15 protein-coding genes are annotated in these 17771 nt (G+C 50.9%); 8 read left to right on the top strand and 7 right to left on the bottom strand.

Annotated features, from left to right (window positions below):
* Positions 1–44 precede the first annotated feature (44 nt).
* From mnmG to asnC, 3 genes are all read right to left on the bottom strand, one after another.
* Positions 45–1934 (bottom strand): tRNA uridine-5-carboxymethylaminomethyl(34) synthesis enzyme MnmG, encoded by a 1890-nt coding sequence (gene mnmG, locus D9738_RS21365; protein WP_130206830.1) that lies wholly within the window; start codon positions 1932–1934, stop codon positions 45–47.
* 378 nt (positions 1935–2312) lie between these two features.
* The gene (gene mioC / locus D9738_RS21370; RefSeq protein ID WP_130261123.1) at positions 2313–2756 is read right to left on the bottom strand and encodes an FMN-binding protein MioC; all 444 of its coding nucleotides are present in this window, start codon (positions 2754–2756) and stop codon (positions 2313–2315) included.
* An 89-nt stretch (positions 2757–2845) separates the two neighbouring features.
* Entirely contained in the window at positions 2846–3304 is a 459-nt protein-coding gene (gene asnC / locus D9738_RS21375; protein WP_000432970.1) for a transcriptional regulator AsnC, read from the bottom strand.
* 151 nt (positions 3305–3455) lie between these two features.
* On the opposite strand from asnC, the gene asnA reads away from it, so the two are divergent.
* Positions 3456–4448: an aspartate--ammonia ligase gene (gene asnA, locus D9738_RS21380; protein WP_000845136.1), complete on the top strand. Its 993-nt coding sequence runs from the start codon at positions 3456–3458 to the stop codon at positions 4446–4448.
* Between the two features lie 4 nt (positions 4449–4452).
* Here the strand turns inward: asnA and viaA are convergent, their stop codons facing one another.
* Together viaA and ravA are read right to left on the bottom strand one after the other, a co-directional pair.
* Entirely contained in the window at positions 4453–5904 is a 1452-nt protein-coding gene (gene viaA / locus D9738_RS21385) for an ATPase RavA stimulator ViaA (protein ID WP_130206834.1), read from the bottom strand.
* Positions 5898–7394, bottom strand: a complete 1497-nt coding sequence (gene ravA / locus D9738_RS21390; RefSeq protein WP_130261124.1) for an ATPase RavA — start codon at positions 7392–7394, stop codon at positions 5898–5900. The genes viaA and ravA overlap by 7 nt, the downstream gene beginning before the upstream one ends.
* A 222-nt stretch (positions 7395–7616) precedes the next feature.
* Between ravA and kup the strand changes: the two genes are divergently transcribed.
* The 7 genes from kup to rbsR all read left to right on the top strand — a co-directional run bounded on the left by kup (position 7617) and on the right by rbsR (position 15522).
* Positions 7617–9485: a low affinity potassium transporter Kup gene (gene kup, locus D9738_RS21395; protein WP_130206838.1), complete on the top strand. Its 1869-nt coding sequence runs from the start codon at positions 7617–7619 to the stop codon at positions 9483–9485.
* Between the two features lie 168 nt (positions 9486–9653).
* Positions 9654–10073 carry a D-ribose pyranase gene (gene rbsD / locus D9738_RS21400; protein WP_130206840.1) on the top strand — a complete coding sequence of 140 codons (420 nt, stop codon included), beginning with the start codon at positions 9654–9656 and terminating at the stop codon, positions 10071–10073.
* A 7-nt stretch (positions 10074–10080) separates the two neighbouring features.
* Positions 10081–11586, top strand: coding sequence for a ribose ABC transporter ATP-binding protein RbsA (gene rbsA / locus D9738_RS21405; protein WP_130206842.1), 1506 nt, complete (start codon positions 10081–10083; stop codon positions 11584–11586).
* Between the two features lie 4 nt (positions 11587–11590).
* Positions 11591–12556 (top strand): ribose ABC transporter permease, encoded by a 966-nt coding sequence (rbsC, locus tag D9738_RS21410; protein WP_000211858.1) that lies wholly within the window; start codon positions 11591–11593, stop codon positions 12554–12556.
* A gap of 24 nt (positions 12557–12580) precedes the next feature.
* Positions 12581–13471 (top strand): ribose ABC transporter substrate-binding protein RbsB, encoded by an 891-nt coding sequence (gene rbsB / locus D9738_RS21415; protein WP_001056273.1) that lies wholly within the window; start codon positions 12581–12583, stop codon positions 13469–13471.
* A gap of 125 nt (positions 13472–13596) precedes the next feature.
* Positions 13597–14526 carry a ribokinase gene (gene rbsK / locus D9738_RS21420; RefSeq protein ID WP_130261136.1) on the top strand — a complete coding sequence of 310 codons (930 nt, stop codon included), beginning with the start codon at positions 13597–13599 and terminating at the stop codon, positions 14524–14526.
* Positions 14527–14529: 3 nt separating this feature from the next.
* Complete coding sequence (gene rbsR, locus D9738_RS21425) at positions 14530–15522, top strand: ribose operon transcriptional repressor RbsR (protein WP_130261125.1); 993 nt, start codon at positions 14530–14532, stop codon at positions 15520–15522.
* Here rbsR and mdtD read toward each other — a convergent pair.
* The gene (mdtD, locus tag D9738_RS21430) at positions 15488–16915 is read right to left on the bottom strand and encodes a multidrug transporter subunit MdtD (RefSeq protein WP_130261126.1); all 1428 of its coding nucleotides are present in this window, start codon (positions 16913–16915) and stop codon (positions 15488–15490) included. The genes rbsR and mdtD overlap by 35 nt on opposite strands.
* 22 nt (positions 16916–16937) lie before the next feature.
* The gene (locus tag D9738_RS21435; protein WP_130261127.1) at positions 16938–17630 is read right to left on the bottom strand and encodes a FadR/GntR family transcriptional regulator; all 693 of its coding nucleotides are present in this window, start codon (positions 17628–17630) and stop codon (positions 16938–16940) included.
* Between the last annotated feature and the right edge of the window lie 141 nt (positions 17631–17771).

Here is a 17771-nt window from a genome sequence, read left to right on the forward strand (position 1 = left end):
TGCGTTGCCAGGTAAGCGGGTGCTTACCTGGCATTTTTAATGCGTTATGCGCTACGACGCAGCATACCCTGTTTTTTCAGCCACACCAGAAGAATGGAGATGGCCGCAGGCGTAACGCCAGAAATACGCGAAGCCTGACCGATAGAGGCCGGTTTGTGATCGTTAAGTTTGGCGATCACTTCGTTAGACAGACCGGATACCTGGCGGTAATCCAGCGTCGCAGGCAGCAGCGTGTTCTCGTTACGCTGTTGCTTTTCGATCTCATCTTGCTGGCGCGCAATATAACCTTCGTATTTAACCTGAATCTCAACCTGTTCCGCCGCCTGTTCGTCTGTCAACGCAGGGGAAAACGGCGTCAGCGTGGTTAATTTTTCATAAGTCATTTCCGGACGACGCAGCAGATCTTCACCGCTGGCTTCACGGGAAAGCGGCGCAGTCAGGTGAGCATTCACTTCGGCTGCAGCTTCCGCTGACGGCGTTACCCAAGTTGACTTCAGGCGCTGACGCTCACGCTCGATGTTCTCAAGCTTCTCGTTAAAGCGCGCCCAGCGTTCGTCATCTACCAGACCCAGTTCACGACCGATTTCAGTCAAACGCAGATCCGCGTTATCTTCGCGCAGCATCAGACGATATTCTGCGCGGGAGGTAAACATACGGTACGGTTCTTTGGTTCCTAAAGTGCACAGGTCATCAACCAGTACGCCGAGATACGCCTGAGAACGCGCCGGAGCCCAACCTTCTTTGTCAGCAGACAGACGGGCAGCGTTAAGACCGGCCAGCAAACCTTGCGCAGCGGCTTCTTCATAACCGGTAGTGCCGTTAATCTGACCAGCAAAGAACAGGCCCTGGATAAACTTACTCTCCAGCGTTGGCTTCAGGTCACGCGGATCGAAGAAGTCATATTCGATGGCATAACCAGGACGCACGATCTTCGCATTTTCCATCCCCTGCATGGAGCGGACGATTTGCATCTGCACATCGAACGGCAGGCTGGTGGAGATACCGTTCGGATAAATTTCGTTAGACGTCAGCCCTTCCGGTTCAAGGAAGATCTGATGCTGATTTCTGTCGGCAAAGCGCATGACTTTGTCTTCGATCGACGGGCAGTAGCGTGGGCCAACACCTTCGATCACCCCTGCGTACATTGGGCTGCGATCGAGGTTACTGCGGATCACATCATGGGTTTTCTCGTTGGTATGGGTGATATAACACGGAACCTGCTGGGGATGCTGGGCCGCATTGCCCATGAACGAGAATACCGGCATTGGGTTATCGCCATGCTGTTGCGCCAGCACGCTGAAGTCGATAGTGCGCGCATCGATACGCGGCGGCGTCCCGGTTTTCAGACGACCAACGCGCAGCGGCAGTTCACGCAAACGGCGAGAAAGCGGAATGGATGGCGGATCACCAGCACGGCCACCGCTGTAATTATCCAGACCGATATGAATTTTACCGTCGAGGAACGTCCCAACGGTGAGCACGACGGCTTTGGCACGGAACTTCAGTCCCATTTGGGTAACAGCACCGACCACGCGATCGTTTTCGACAATAAGATCTTCAACCGCCTGCTGGAAGATCATCAGGTTCGGTTGGTTCTCCAGCGCAGTACGTACTGCCTGACGATAGAGCACGCGATCCGCCTGAGCTCGGGTGGCGCGAACCGCCGGCCCTTTGCTGGCGTTTAGTATCCTAAACTGGATACCCGCCTGATCGATCGCTTTCGCCATCAGACCGCCGAGTGCATCCACTTCTTTTACCAGATGTCCCTTCCCAATACCGCCGATCGCCGGGTTGCAGCTCATCTGCCCCAGAGTGTCGATATTGTGTGTCAAAAGCAGAGTCTGTTGACCCATACGCGCCGCGGCCATCGCGGCCTCGGTGCCTGCATGACCCCCGCCAATGATGATGACGTCAAAAGGATCCGGATAAAACATGGTGATTGCCTCGCATAACGCGGTATGAAAATGGATTGAAGCCCGGGCCGTGGATTCTACTCAACTTTGTCGGCTTGAGAAAGACCCGGGATCCTGGGTATTAAAAAGAAGATCTATTTATTTAGAGATCTGTTCTATTGTGATCTCTTATTAGGATCGCACTGCCCTGTGGATAACAAAGATCCGGCTTTTAAGATCAACAACCTGGAAAGGATCATTAACTGTGAATGATCGGTGATCCTGGACAGTATAAGCTGGGATCAGAATGAGGGGTTATGCACAACTCAAAAACTGAACAACAGTTGTTCTTTGGATAACTACCGGTTGATCCAAGCTTCCTGACAGAGTTATCCACAGTAGATCGCACGATCTGTATACTTATTTGAGTAAATTAATCCACGATCCCAGCCATTCTTCTGCCGGATCTTCCGGAATGTCGTGATCAAGGATGTTGATCTTCAGTGTTTCACCAATCTGTTTTGCACCGGAATTTTTGAGTTCTGCCTCGAGTTTATCTATGGCCCCACAAAAAGTGTCGTATTCACGACTGCCAATACCGATTGCGCCAAAGCGCACCGCAGAAAGAGCGGGCTTTTGTTCCTGCAATGCTTCATAGAAAGGAGAAAGGTTGTCCGGAATGTCTCCGGCACCGTGGGTTGAGCTGATAACCAGCCAGATCCCAGAGGCAGATAAATCTTCTAACAGCGGACCGTGCAGCGTTTCGGTGGTAAAACCCGCCTCTTCCAGCTTTTCAGCCAGGTGTTCTGCTACATATTCGGCACCGCCCAGGGTGCTGCCGCTGATAAGAGTGATATCTGCCATAAACCGCCACCTTTATTAAGAGTGGCGTATTGTACGCTGTGAACGCGCTGGGATCTACCTGTGGAAAAGTATGGGATTAAAAAAGCTGATCAGGGCTTGATGGTGCGCATGATCGGGTTCTGCAGGACGATCAATGTCTCGGTGGACTGAATTTCATCAATTGTTTGGATCTTGTTGATAAGTACATGCTGGAGGGCGTCGATCGAGCGGCACATTACTTTTATAAAGATGCTGTAGTGGCCGGTGGTGTAATAGGCTTCGGTGACTTCGTCGAGACTTTCCAGCTTTGCCAGCGCGGAAGGATAGTCTTTTGCGCTCTTCAGGATAATGCCGATAAAACAGCCTACGTCATAACCGAGCTGTTTTGGGCTGACGTCGATACGGGCGCCGGTAATGATCCCCGCCTGCTTCATTTTCTCTACACGAACGTGAATCGTCCCCGGGCTTACGCCAAATTGTTTCGCCAGTTCGGCGTAAGCGGTGCGTGCATTGCCCATTAATGCTTCCAGGATGCCGCGGTCCAGATTGTCGATCAGATAATTTTCCATAGGATTTTCTTATGTGTATTGATGATTTGTTCTATTTTAGCCTTCTTTTTTAACGAATCAAAAATGAGTTTGGCTTTTTATTGAATGATTATTGCATGTGTGTCGGTTTTTGTTGCTTAATCATAAGCAACAGGACGCAGGAGTATAAAAAATGAAAACCGCTTACATTGCCAAACAACGTCAAATTAGCTTCGTGAAATCTCACTTTTCTCGTCAACTGGAAGAACGCTTAGGGCTGATTGAAGTCCAGGCGCCGATTCTTAGCCGTGTGGGGGATGGTACGCAGGATAACTTGTCGGGCTGTGAAAAAGCGGTACAGGTAAAAGTGAAAGCTCTGCCTGATGCCCAGTTCGAAGTGGTTCATTCACTGGCGAAGTGGAAACGTCAGACATTAGGGCAACACGACTTCAGCGTGGGCGAAGGGCTGTACACGCACATGAAAGCCCTTCGCCCCGATGAAGACCGTCTTTCCCCGCTGCACTCGGTCTATGTTGACCAGTGGGACTGGGAACGCGTAATGGGCGACGGTGAGCGTCAATTCTCCACTCTGAAAAGCACAGTAGAGGCGATCTGGGCGGGAATTAAAGCAACCGAAGCTGCTGTTAGCGAAGAGTTTGGTCTGGCACCGTTCCTGCCGGATCAGATCCATTTCGTACACAGCCAGGAGTTACTGTCTCGTTATCCGGATCTCGATGCCAAAGGGCGTGAGCGGGCGATTGCGAAAGATCTTGGCGCGGTATTCCTCGTAGGGATTGGTGGCAAGCTGAGCGATGGTCATCGCCACGACGTGCGCGCACCGGATTATGATGACTGGAGCACCCCGTCAGAGCTGGGCCATGCGGGTCTGAACGGCGATATTCTGGTATGGAACCCAGTACTGGAAGATGCGTTTGAGCTTTCTTCCATGGGGATCCGCGTGGATGCCGACACGCTGAAGCATCAACTGGCGCTGACTGGTGATGAAGATCGTCTGCAGCTGGAATGGCATCAGGCGCTGCTGCGTGGTGAAATGCCGCAGACCATCGGTGGCGGTATTGGCCAGTCTCGTTTGACCATGCTGCTGCTGCAACTGCCGCATATTGGCCAGGTTCAGTGTGGTGTATGGCCGGCAGCTGTTCGTGAGAGCGTCCCTTCTCTGCTGTAATCGTTTATCGCCGCCAGCGTCTGAGCAGGCGGCTTCGCATCCCGGTATCAAAGCGCCAGATATGATCGAAAATGCGCATGATGCCGGGTTTGCCGTGTGCTGACATCGCCACGGCGTGAAAGCGATGCTGATGTACCCGCTGCAACTCTTTCACTTTACTCGTCACATCGTCAGGCAACCGCTGGGCGATAAAATCAGAAATCACCACCGCATCAGCGTCAAACCATTCCCGACTTTGTAAGCGTTCCATAATGGCGCGAAAACAACTGGCCAGATCGGTGCCGCCACGAAACTGCTGACTTAAAAAGCGGATCGCTTGTTCAAGACCTTGTGGGCCTGAAAGCTCGTAACGGACGATCTCGGTGGAAAATAACATAATATAGCAGCGTCGATTTTCAGCGAGGGCTATGCGCATCAAGGCCAGACAGAACGCTTTCGCACACTGCTCATTAAAACCGCCCATTGAGCCGGAAGTATCTACGCAGACAATAAACGGTCCACGCGGTTGTTCGTCGTAATCTTTATGTACCACCGGGCGTTCGATCACTTTTTCACGCCATGATTCACCGTGCAGACGATAGGTGAGCAACTGTTTTTCCACCAGCCGACGATAAAATTCATATTCCAGTTCAGTGATGCCCAGTGTCGCCAGTTCTGGCGGCAGAAGGCGTAAAATATCATCGCTTTGTTGCAGGCCATCCACCTGCTCAGGAACGGTTGCCGGTTCGCGCACCATAGTGCGGAAGGTTTCCATCTGCGCATCGTTGCGGGGTATTGATTTGGCCTCCCGCGAACGTCCCAGCTGTTCCGCCAGACGTTTCAGTTCCGGCTGTTCGTTAAGAAATTCCCCGTATTTCACAATCAACTGATAGTCGCCGCGTTTAAGCTGACCGGCGCTCATATCCCACAGACGACCGGCTGCGGTGTTGTTATCTGCCAGAACTGGTTCGAGCTGTCCGCTTAATGTCATGCGTTCCTGAACTTCGCTCAACAGTTGTTCGCGTTCTTCTTCTAATAACTGCTGATTCAGGGTCGTCGCTTGCACAATCAGGCTTAAGCGCCAACGCTGGAGAAAAAGCGTATGCAATGATGGAGTGATAGTGCTGTTAGCATCAACCAGCTGTCGGGCTTGTTCGGCCCACGGGGAATTCAGACGATGCAGTAAGTCCAGAATCTGCGGTAGCTGCACAATAAACTGCGGCGTGGAGAGAAGCTGGCTTTGCTGATAGCACATGACCTCTTCAGTGAGTTCCGGCGGGACACGCGTATCTTTCAGACGGCTATGCAGCACCTCACGCCAGCGGGGAATATCATCGGTGATTGCCGCCTTGAGGCGCGGGAATTTTTCAAAGAATACCACCAGCTGCGGTGAGGCCAGCAGCGCGATGATCATCTCTTCGATCAATCCCTCTTCGCTGACGGCCAGCATCACATTGAGCGTATCCAGTGTTAGCATTGTTGCGCCTGGCGAATCTGGGCGCCGACATCCTGTAGGCTGGCTTCAATGCGACCTAACCAGTCGCCAGGGATAAACAGACATTTTTGCTGTTCGCTGAATAAAATGTGTTGCTTACGCCAGTCGCTTTCAAGCTCTTCCAGTTGTTGTTTTATTTCATCTGGTAGACCTTCAGCCGATGAACCGGGGAGCGCCAGCATACTGCCTTGTAAACTTACATCGCGTACAACCAGATGTTGGGCGCTATCAACTTCCAGATTCAGTTTCTGGGCAAAGCCGATACCGTTCAGTTTGCCACGAATTTCACCACCTTTGCTCAGCCACTGTTCCAGCGCGCTACGCTCAAAGGAGATATGAACTACTTCCATATCATGCAGTTTTAACGGTTTTTGCAGCAGCAGAGTCAGATTGGAAGCAGTAACGTTGACAGGAAGCTGATACTGCTGACGACGGCTGAAAATGCCGCCCAGACGAATTACCGTTAAGGCTGTTTTATCGCTTTGTTGCTGCTGGAGTTGCAGACGACGTTGCACAATCGCGCCCAGGCGGGTCAACATCCCTTGCTGTTGCCAGGCATGACCGGTCATCAATAAATCAATTTGTTGTTGAATCAAATTCAGGCTTTGCGCGTCATACCACAGGCAATCTTTCAGCAAGATAAGATCAACCGGGGCAACAGCACTGCGACCACTAAAAAAAGCGCTGGCCTGCAATAAGCGGATCGCTTTTTTCCAGCGACGATCGGAGACGTAAGGCGCATCCGGTAATTTATCCAGTTGCTGGCGCAGCATAAAAATCAGCTCAAATACATGATCGGGCAGCGTAATTTCACTAATCTCTTTTTGCCAGCGTTCATATTCTTCATCAGTGACCTGCAAGGCGGCAGGAACCGGATTGTTATTTTCATCTTGTTGGCTGGTCAGCATGGAGCGGAAATTCGCTTTATCCTGCACTTTATCTAACCACAGACGAATCAGCATGCGGTCATATAACGCTTCCAGACTGCTGTCTGCTTCCGGCAGCTCGTTGGAGGCCGCCACGAGCAAGCGCATCGGGATTTTTTCGACATGAGCACCGTTACGGAATTGACGTTCGTTAATAGCGGTTAGCAGGGTATTAAGAATTGCCGGGCCAGCTTTCCAGATTTCATCCAGAAAGACGATTTCTGCTTCCGGCAGGTAACCGCTGGTTAAGCGTTCATAGCGTCCCTCATCTTTTAACGCCTGAATGGAAAGGGGGCCAAAAACTTCTTCCGGGGTGGAGAAGCGGGTCATCAGATATTCAAAAGCGCGCGCATTCTGGAAGGCGAATTTTAAGCGACGGGCGATCAGACTTTTAGCAATACCTGGGGGGCCAAGCAGGAACACGCTTTCACCACTTAATGCCGCTAACAAACACAGGCGGATGGCGTGGCTACGTTCATAAAGCCCCTTTTCCAGCGCGCTGCTCAGGCGGGAAATTCTTTCCGCTAATAAATGAGGGTGAGCCATAATGAAGTGGCGTCCTTTCGTCAAAAGTTCTGCGTAAATTGCGAGTATAGACGTTTCTTGCTGGTGGCAAAAATAGTCTCAAAGAAGGGATATTTTTCTTTGAGCCAGGTTAATGTGGCCGCATTTAGGAGTACGATTTTGCCGTTAATCGTGCATACTGAGCGCTTTTTTGTGGGCCAAGGGACTACGCACACATTTCATATTTCAACGAAAGACTAGTCTATGAGCACTGATAATAAGCAATCGTTGCCCGCGATAACCCTCGCGGCGATTGGAGTTGTCTACGGCGATATTGGTACCAGCCCGTTATATACACTTCGTGAATGTTTGTCCGGCCAGTTTGGTTTTGGCGTTGAACGCGATGCCGTGTTTGGCTTTTTATCGCTGATCTTCTGGCTGCTAATCTTTGTGGTTTCCATCAAATACCTTACCTTCGTGATGCGCGCGGATAACGCCGGTGAAGGGGGGATCCTGACGTTGATGTCGCTTGCCGGGCGTAATACGTCGGCGCGAACCACATCAATGCTGGTGATTATGGGGCTAATCGGTGGCAGCTTTTTCTATGGCGAAGTCGTCATAACACCCGCCATTTCGGTGATGTCTGCCATTGAAGGTCTGGAAATCGTCGCCCCGCAACTGGATACCTGGATAGTTCCCCTCTCAATCATCGTTCTTACTTTACTGTTTATGATTCAAAAACATGGCACGGCTATGGTCGGTAAGCTGTTTGCGCCGATCATGCTGACCTGGTTTTTGATTCTGGCAGGGCTGGGGTTACGTAGCATTATTGCTAACCCGGAAGTGCTGCATGCGCTGAATCCGATGTGGGCAGTGCATTTCTTCCTTGAATACAAAACGGTTTCTTTTATTGCATTAGGAGCAGTTGTGCTGTCGATTACGGGGGTCGAGGCGCTGTATGCCGATATGGGGCATTTTGGTAAGTTCCCGATTCGCCTGGCGTGGTTCACTGTCGTCTTGCCTTCCTTAACCCTTAATTACTTCGGCCAGGGAGCGCTGTTGTTAAAGAACCCGGAAGCGATTAAGAACCCGTTCTTCCTGTTAGCACCTGATTGGGCGCTAATCCCGCTGCTGATCATCGCTGCACTGGCAACGGTGATTGCCTCGCAGGCAGTTATCTCTGGCGTTTTCTCATTGACGCGTCAGGCGGTACGTCTGGGATATCTTTCGCCGATGCGTATCATTCACACCTCCGAAAGGGAGTCAGGGCAAATCTATATTCCGTTTGTGAACTGGATGCTCTATGTCGCGGTCGTGATTGTGATTGTCAGCTTTGAGCACTCCAGTAACCTGGCGGCGGCGTATGGGATTGCGGTGACCGGAACGATGGTACTGACGTCTATTCTTTCGACTACCGTGGCGCGTCAGAACTGGCACTGGAATAAGTATTTTGTTGCGCTGATCCTGATAGCCTTCCTTTGTGTCGATATTCCATTGTTCACCGCTAACCTCGATAAACTGCTCTCCGGCGGCTGGTTGCCATTGAGCCTCGGTACGGTGATGTTTATCGTGATGACCACCTGGAAGAGCGAGCGTTTCCGCCTGCTGCGACGGATGCATGAACATGGTAACTCTCTGGAAGCGATGATTGCTTCGCTGGAAAAATCACCGCCCGTTCGCGTTCCCGGAACCGCGGTGTACATGTCGCGTGCAATCAACGTCATTCCCTTTGCGCTGATGCATAACCTGAAACATAACAAGGTATTGCATGAGCGGGTGATTCTGTTAACTCTGCGTACCGAAGACGCGCCATATGTCCATAACGTCCGTCGGGTACAGATTGAACAACTGTCGCCCACTTTCTGGCGCGTGGTGGCAAGTTACGGCTGGCGGGAAACGCCAAACGTGGAAGAAGTCTTCCACCGCTGTGGCCTGGAAGGCTTAAGTTGCCGGATGATGGAAACCTCCTTCTTTATGTCCCATGAGTCGTTGATCCTCGGCAAACGCCCGTGGTACTTACGTTTGCGTGGCAAACTGTACTTGCTGTTGCAGCGTAATGCACTGCGTGCACCAGATCAGTTTGAAATCCCACCAAACAGGGTTATTGAACTAGGTACTCAGGTCGAAATCTAACGCCAGACGCCTCCTTTCTCCATAAAGGAGGCGTTTTTGTTTTTCATGCTTAATCACGATGTAAAACGTTTCGATGTTGATCACATTTCAGTAACGTTGCGATGGTTTTCTCTGTTCAGTCAGGATTAAACTGCTGGTCAGCGAAACGTTTCGCTGATGGAGAAAAAAATGAAAAAAGGCACCGTTCTTAATTCTGATATTTCGTCGGTGATCTCCCGTCTGGGGCATACCGATACGCTGGTGGTGTGTGATGCTGGTTTACCCATCCCAAAAAGTACAACGCGTATCGATGTGGCATTAACCCAGGGCGTACCTTCTTTTATGCAGGTACTGGGAGTTGTTACGAGTGAAATGCAGGTTGAGGCAGCCATTATCGCGGAAGAGATCAAACAACATAATCCGCAACTCCACGAAACGTTGCTCACTCACCTTGAGCAGCTGCAACAACACCAGGGAAACACCATTGAAATTCGTTACACCACGCATGAACAATTCAAACAACTAACCGCAGAAAGTCAGGCGGTAATTCGCAGCGGAGAATGTTCTCCGTATGCGAATATCATTCTCTGTGCTGGCGTGACGTTCTGAGGTCGTCATGGAAGCATTACTACAGCTTAAAGGCATTGATAAAGCCTTTCCGGGCGTAAAAGCCCTCTCGGGCGCCGCGTTAAATGTCTATCCGGGCCGCGTGATGGCGCTGGTAGGCGAAAACGGCGCGGGTAAATCCACCATGATGAAAGTGCTTACCGGTATCTATACTCGCGATGCCGGTACGCTTTTATGGCTGGGGAAAGAAACGACATTTACCGGGCCGAAATCTTCCCAGGAAGCCGGGATTGGGATTATCCACCAGGAGCTGAACCTGATCCCGCAGTTGACCATTGCCGAAAACATTTTCCTCGGTCGTGAGTTTGTTAATCGCTTTGGCAAAATTGACTGGAAAACCATGTATGCCGAAGCGGATAAATTGCTGGCTAAACTTAACCTGCGCTTTAAAAGCGACAAGCTGGTGGGCGATCTTTCCATCGGTGACCAGCAAATGGTTGAAATTGCCAAAGTGCTGAGCTTTGAGTCGAAAGTCATCATTATGGATGAACCGACAGATGCGCTGACTGATACCGAAACCGAATCCCTGTTCCGCGTCATTCGCGAGCTGAAATCGCAAGGGCGCGGCATTGTCTATATCTCCCACCGCATGAAAGAAATCTTCGAGATTTGCGATGACGTTACCATTTTTCGTGACGGGCAATTTATTGCCGAGCGTGAAGTGGCATCACTGACCGAAGATTCGCTGATTGAGATGATGGTGGGCCGCAAGCTGGAAGAGCAGTATCCACACCTGGACAAAGCGCCGGGAGATATCCGCCTGAAAGTCGATAATCTCTGCGGGCCTGGTGTTAACAACGTCTCTTTTACCCTACGCAATGGCGAAATCCTTGGCGTCTCTGGTTTGATGGGCGCGGGGCGTACCGAATTAATGAAAGTGCTCTATGGCGCACTGCCGCGCACCAGCGGTTATGTCACGCTGGATGGGCATGAAGTTATTACTCGTTCACCGCAGGATGGCCTGGCAAACGGCATTGTGTATATCTCTGAAGACCGTAAACGCGACGGTTTAGTACTGGGCATGTCAGTAAAAGAAAATATGTCGCTGACTGCGCTGCGCTACTTCAGCCGTACTGGCGGCAGTTTGAAGCATGCCGATGAACAACAGGCAGTGAGTGATTTTATTCGCCTGTTCAATGTGAAAACGCCGTCAATGGAACAGGCAATTGGCCTGCTCTCCGGTGGCAATCAGCAAAAAGTGGCGATTGCCCGCGGTCTGATGACGCGCCCGAAAGTACTTATCCTTGATGAACCTACCCGTGGTGTAGATGTCGGCGCGAAAAAAGAGATCTATCAACTGATCAACCAGTTCAAAGCCGATGGCTTGAGCATCATTCTGGTGTCATCAGAGATGCCAGAAGTATTAGGCATGAGCGATCGCATCATCGTCATGCATGAAGGGCATCTCAGCGGGGAATTTACTCGTGAGCAAGCCACCCAGGAAGTGTTAATGGCTGCCGCTGTGGGCAAGCTTAATCGCGTGAATCAGGAGTAAAAAAATGACAACCCAGACTGTTTCTGGTCGCCGTTATTTCACGAAAGCGTGGCTGATGGAGCAGAAATCGCTTATCGCTCTGCTGGTGCTGATCGCGATTGTCTCGACGTTAAGCCCGAACTTTTTCACCATCAATAACTTATTCAATATTCTCCAGCAAACCTCGGTGAACGCCATTATGGCGGTAGGGATGACGCTGGTGATCCTGACGTCGGGCATCGACTTGTCCGTCGGTTCTCTGTTGGCGCTGACTGGCGCAGTTGCTGCGTCTATCGTCGGCATTGAAGTCAATGCGCTGGTGGCTGTCGCTGCCGCACTGGCATTAGGTGCCGCAATTGGTGCGGTAACAGGGGTGATTGTGGCGAAAGGCCGCGTCCAGGCGTTTATCGCTACCCTCGTGATGATGTTATTGCTGCGCGGCGTGACTATGGTTTATACCAACGGTAGCCCAGTGAATACCGGCTTTACTGAGAACGCCGATCTGTTTGGCTGGTTTGGTATTGGTCGTCCGCTGGGCGTACCGACGCCAGTCTGGATCATGGGGATTGTCTTCCTCGCGGCCTGGTACATGCTGCATCACACGCGTCTGGGGCGTTACATCTACGCGCTGGGCGGCAACGAAGCGGCAACGCGTCTTTCTGGTATCAACGTCAATAAAATCAAAATCATCGTCTATTCTCTTTGTGGTCTGCTGGCATCGCTGGCCGGGATCATTGAAGTGGCGCGCCTCTCCTCCGCACAACCCACGGCGGGGACTGGCTATGAGCTGGATGCTATTGCTGCGGTGGTTCTGGGCGGTACGAGTCTGGCGGGCGGAAAAGGTCGCATTGTTGGGACGTTGATCGGCGCATTAATTCTTGGCTTCCTTAATAATGGATTGAATTTGTTAGGTGTTTCCTCCTATTACCAGATGATCGTCAAAGCTGTGGTGATTTTGCTGGCGGTGCTGGTAGACAACAAAAAGCAGTAATAACGACTACAGGACATCTTGAATATGAACATGAAAAAACTGGCTACCCTGGTTTCTGCTGTTGCGCTAAGCGCCACCGTTAGTGCGAATGCAATGGCAAAAGACACCATTGCGCTGGTGGTTTCCACACTCAATAACCCGTTCTTTGTATCGCTGAAAGATGGCGCGCAGAAAGAGGCGGATAAACTCGGCTATAACCTGGTGGTGCTGGACTCCCAGAACAACCCGGCGAAAGAGCTGGCGAACGTGCAGGACTTAACCGTTCGCGGCACCAAAATTCTGCTGATTAACCCAACCGACTCCGATGCGGTGGGTAACGCCGTGAAGATGGCAAACCAGGCTAACATCCCGGTTATCACCCTTGACCGTCAGGCCACGAAAGGCGAAGTGGTGAGCCACATTGCTTCTGATAACGTACTGGGCGGCAAAATCGCCGGTGATTACATCGCGAAGAAAGCGGGCGAAGGTGCCAAAGTTATCGAGCTGCAAGGCATTGCCGGTACATCCGCAGCCCGTGAACGTGGCGAAGGCTTCCAGCAGGCTGTTGCTGCTCACAAATTTAACGTCCTTGCCAGCCAGCCGGCAGACTTCGACCGTACCAAAGGTTTGAACGTAATGCAGAACCTGTTGACCGCTCATCCGGATGTGCAGGCAGTGTTCGCGCAGAATGATGAAATGGCGCTGGGCGCACTGCGTGCGCTGCAAACTGCTGGTAAATCGGATGTGATGGTCGTCGGATTTGACGGTACACCTGATGGCGAAAAAGCAGTAAATGATGGCAAACTGGCAGCGACTATCGCTCAGTTACCCGATCAGATTGGCGCGAAAGGTGTCGAAACCGCGGACAAAGTTCTGAAAGGCGAAAAAGTTCAGGCGAAATATCCGGTTGATCTGAAACTGGTTGTTAAGCAGTAGTCTTAGTCAGGTTTTATAACCTGATAGTGGCATCAATACGTCATCGACAGATGAACGTGTAATATAAAGAAAAGCAGGGCACGCGCCACCCTAACCCGGTGGCGCATTTTATGGACATCCCGAATATGCAAAACGCAGGCAGCCTCGTTGTTCTTGGCAGCATTAATGCTGACCATATCCTTAATCTTCAATCTTTTCCTACTCCAGGCGAAACCGTAACCGGTAACCACTATCAAGTCGCATTTGGCGGCAAAGGCGCGAATCAGGCGGTGGCAGCAGGGCGTAGCGGCGCGAATATCTCGTTTATAGCCTGCACGGGCGATGACAGTATTGGCGAGAGCGTACGTCAGCAGCTCGCTACTGATAACATTGATATTTCTCCGGTCAGCGTGATCAAAGGTGAATCAACAGGTGTAGCGCTGATTTTTGTTAATGGCGAAGGTGAGAATGTCATTGGTATTCATGCTGGCGCTAATGCTGCCCTTTCCCCGGCGCTGGTGGAAGCGCAACGTGAGCGTATTGCGAATGCCTCAGCATTATTAATGCAGCTGGAATCACCACTCGAAAGTGTGATGGCAGCAGCGAAAATTGCCCATCAAAATAAGACTATCGTTGCGCTTAACCCGGCCCCGGCTCGCGAACTTCCTGACGAACTGTTGGCGCTGGTGGACATTATTACGCCAAACGAAACGGAAGCAGAAAAGCTCACCGGTATTCGTGTTGAAAATGATGACGATGCGGCGAAGGCGGCGCAGGTACTGCATGAAAAAGGTATCCGTACTGTACTGATTACTTTAGGAAGTCGTGGTGTATGGGCTAGCGTGAATGGTGAAGGTCAGCGCGTTCCTGGATTCCGGGTGCAGGCTGTCGATACCATTGCTGCCGGAGATACCTTTAACGGCGCGTTAATCACGGCGTTGCTGGAAGAAAAACCATTACCAGAGGCGATTCGTTTTGCCCATGCCGCCGCTGCGATTGCCGTAACACGTAAAGGTGCACAACCTTCCGTACCGTGGCGTGAAGAGATCGACGCATTTTTAGACAGGCAGAGGTGACGCTTGGCTACAATGAAAGATGTTGCCCGCCTGGCGGGCGTTTCTACCTCAACAGTTTCTCACGTCATCAATAAAGATCGCTTCGTCAGTGAAGCGATTACCGCCAAAGTTGAAGCGGCGATTAAAGAACTCAATTACGCGCCATCAGCTCTGGCGCGTAGCCTCAAACTCAATCAAACACATACCATTGGCATGTTGATCACTGCCAGTACCAATCCTTTCTATTCAGAACTGGTGCGTGGTGTTGAACGCAGCTGCTTCGAGCGCGGTTATAGTCTTGTCCTTTGTAATACCGAAGGCGATGAGCAGCGAATGAATCGTAATCTGGAAACGTTGATGCAAAAGCGTGTTGATGGCTTGCTGTTACTGTGCACCGAAACGCATCAGCCTTCGCGTGAAATCATGCAACGTTATCCGACTGTGCCTACCGTGATGATGGACTGGGCGCCGTTCGATGGCGACAGCGATCTCATTCAGGATAACTCGTTGCTGGGAGGCGATTTAGCAACGCAATATCTGATCGACAAAGGTCATACTCGTATCGCCTGTATTACCGGGCCTCTGGATAAAACGCCTGCCCGATTGCGGCTGGAAGGTTATCGGGCGGCGATGAAACGTGCTGGCCTCGACATTCCCGATGGCTATGAAGTGACTGGCGATTTTGAATTTAACGGCGGGTTTGACGCGATGCGACAGCTGTTATCACATCCTCTGCGTCCTCAGGCGGTCTTTACCGGAAATGACGCAATGGCAGTGGGTGTTTACCAGGCGTTGTACCAGGCTGGATTGCATGTCCCGCAGGATATCGCGGTGATTGGTTATGACGATATTGAACTGGCACGTTATATGACGCCACCGCTCACCACTATCCATCAACCGAAAGATGAATTGGGAGAGCTGGCGATTGATGTACTCATCCACCGAATGGCGCAGCCAACCTTACAGCAACAACGATTACAACTTACTCCGATTCTGATGGCGCGCGGCTCGGCTTAGATTTTTGCTGGCGTTTAATCAAATTATTACCATCAGTTGCCTTCAGGAGCATGAACATCGCTGCTGAAGCAACCGTAATCATCCCCATCGTAATAAACGTATAGTGGAATTGTTCAACAATCGTCGTACCTTCCATCCCTTCGTAAACGCGAAGAACGGCTGCGCTAACGGCTACACCTAAACTGATCGACAACTGTTGCGTGACAGCCAGAACGCTATTACCACTGCTGGCGTTGTCATCGGTCAGATCGGCAAGTGTTATGGTATTCATCGCGGTAAATTGCGTCGACATCGCCATCCCTAAAATAAACAACGGCAAAATTAGCATCCAGATCGCCATTGCCGGAGATTGCAATGAGAACTGGGCGATCATCAAACCAATAATCACCGTAATTCCCACTAACGTATGGCGATAGCCCAGACGCCGTAAAACCTGCGTAACCATCGATTTCGCAATAATGGAGCCTAACGCTATCGGTGCCATCATGCAGCCAGCAATAAACGCCTGATAACCAAATCCTACCTGTAACATCAATGGCATAAGGAACGGTACACAGCCGGTCCCCAGACGGGTTGCAATATTGCCTACGATACCGATCGAGAAAGTGCGGGTTTTAAATAAATTTAATGAAATTAATGGGTTTGGCGTTCGTCGCGCATGGAGGATATAGAGAAGCAGTAACACTATGCTGGCCACAATGACCGTCAAGGCTATCCAGGTTTCAACAATTTTCTCACCAAACAGCTCTATTCCACTTGAGAAGAGCACAAGGCTAAGACCAAACAGTAAGAAACCAGTGATATCAAATTTTCGACGTGCTGTGGTGAAGTTGGGCATATGTTTGCGAGCGTAAAGAAGGCCCGCAATACCAATGGGAATATTGATTAAAAAGATCCAGTGCCATGTTGCCCACGTGACTAACATGCCCCCAAGAACGGGCCCTAAAATCGGCCCTACCAGACCCGGCATAGCGACAAAATTCAGTACAGGGAGGAGTTCATTGCGTGGGTATGCGCGTAGTAACGCCAGGCGAGCAACCGGCATCATCATTGCGCCGCCTATCCCCTGAATAACACGGAAGACAACCAGTTGTGGCAGCGAGTTTGAGAGTGCGCAGGCCAGAGAACCCAACGTGAACAAGCTAACGGCAATGGTAAAAACGCGGCGTGTGCCGAAGCGATCGGCCAGCCATCCGCTGACCGGAATAAGCATCGCCACCGTCAGCGTGTAACTGATGATGGCCGATTGCATAGCGAGGGGGGAGCGATTAAGACTATGAGCGATATCGGGTAGGGCTGTATTCAGGATAGTGGCATCAAGTGCCTGCATGAAGAAAGCCATCGCCGCAATCCATGGCAAACCCGCCATACTGCGCTTCTTTTTCTCGCTCATTCAATGTCCCTTTGTCTGGTTATCACTTATCCGGAGTGCGTAGTAGCGCCTGACAAGCCTTAAATGCCGCGTTGCCATCGCTTTGGATAATCGCATCGACGATCGCCTGGTGCAGATCCAGCTTTATCACGGTGTCACTGGTTATTGACGTGAAGTAAGTGTGATAAACCGAATGGAATAGCGAGGCGAAAGAGGTCAAAAACGGATTGGCGCTCATTTCATAGATGTGCTCATGCCAGGCCATATCGACCTCAACCCAACGTTCTCGGCGAAAGTTATCTTTTAATGCGACCATTTCGGCCATTAGCGTGTTGAGATGCGCCTTCTGTTCTGCTGTTCCTACCGTTGCAGCCAGTAAACAGGCTTGCGGCTCCAGACATATACGCATAACCAGAAAGTGATCAATGACCTGATGAAAGTTCTCTTCTGTCATCCACCAGGTGAGTAATTCCTGATCAAGAAAGTTCCAGTTGGATTGTGGCATGACCCGAGTACCAATTCGTGGACGCGGTAAAACCATCCCCTTTGCTGTTAACGTCTTGACCGCTTCGCGTACCGCAGTACGACTCACACCAAATTGCTCACCCAGTTCAATTTCACCCGGCAAAATGGTGCCAGGTGCGTATTCACCTTTTAAGATTCGTTGTGCCAGCTTCTCAGCCAGAACATATGAAAGGTTTTTCTGTGCAGCTAACTGTTGTGCGCTTAAAGGCATTACTTATCTTCCTTTTTCTTTTTATTCCTCTTTAGTATGCCACCTGGAAGTGTGATTGCGGTTGCAAAAACGGCAAATTGCTTGTTTTATGGCACGCTCACAGGTGTTTTGCTGAAAAAACGCGCATTCGGAAAATTATTT

The organism is Escherichia sp. E10V5 (genome assembly GCF_004212315.1).
Lineage (GTDB): Bacteria > Pseudomonadota > Gammaproteobacteria > Enterobacterales > Enterobacteriaceae > Escherichia.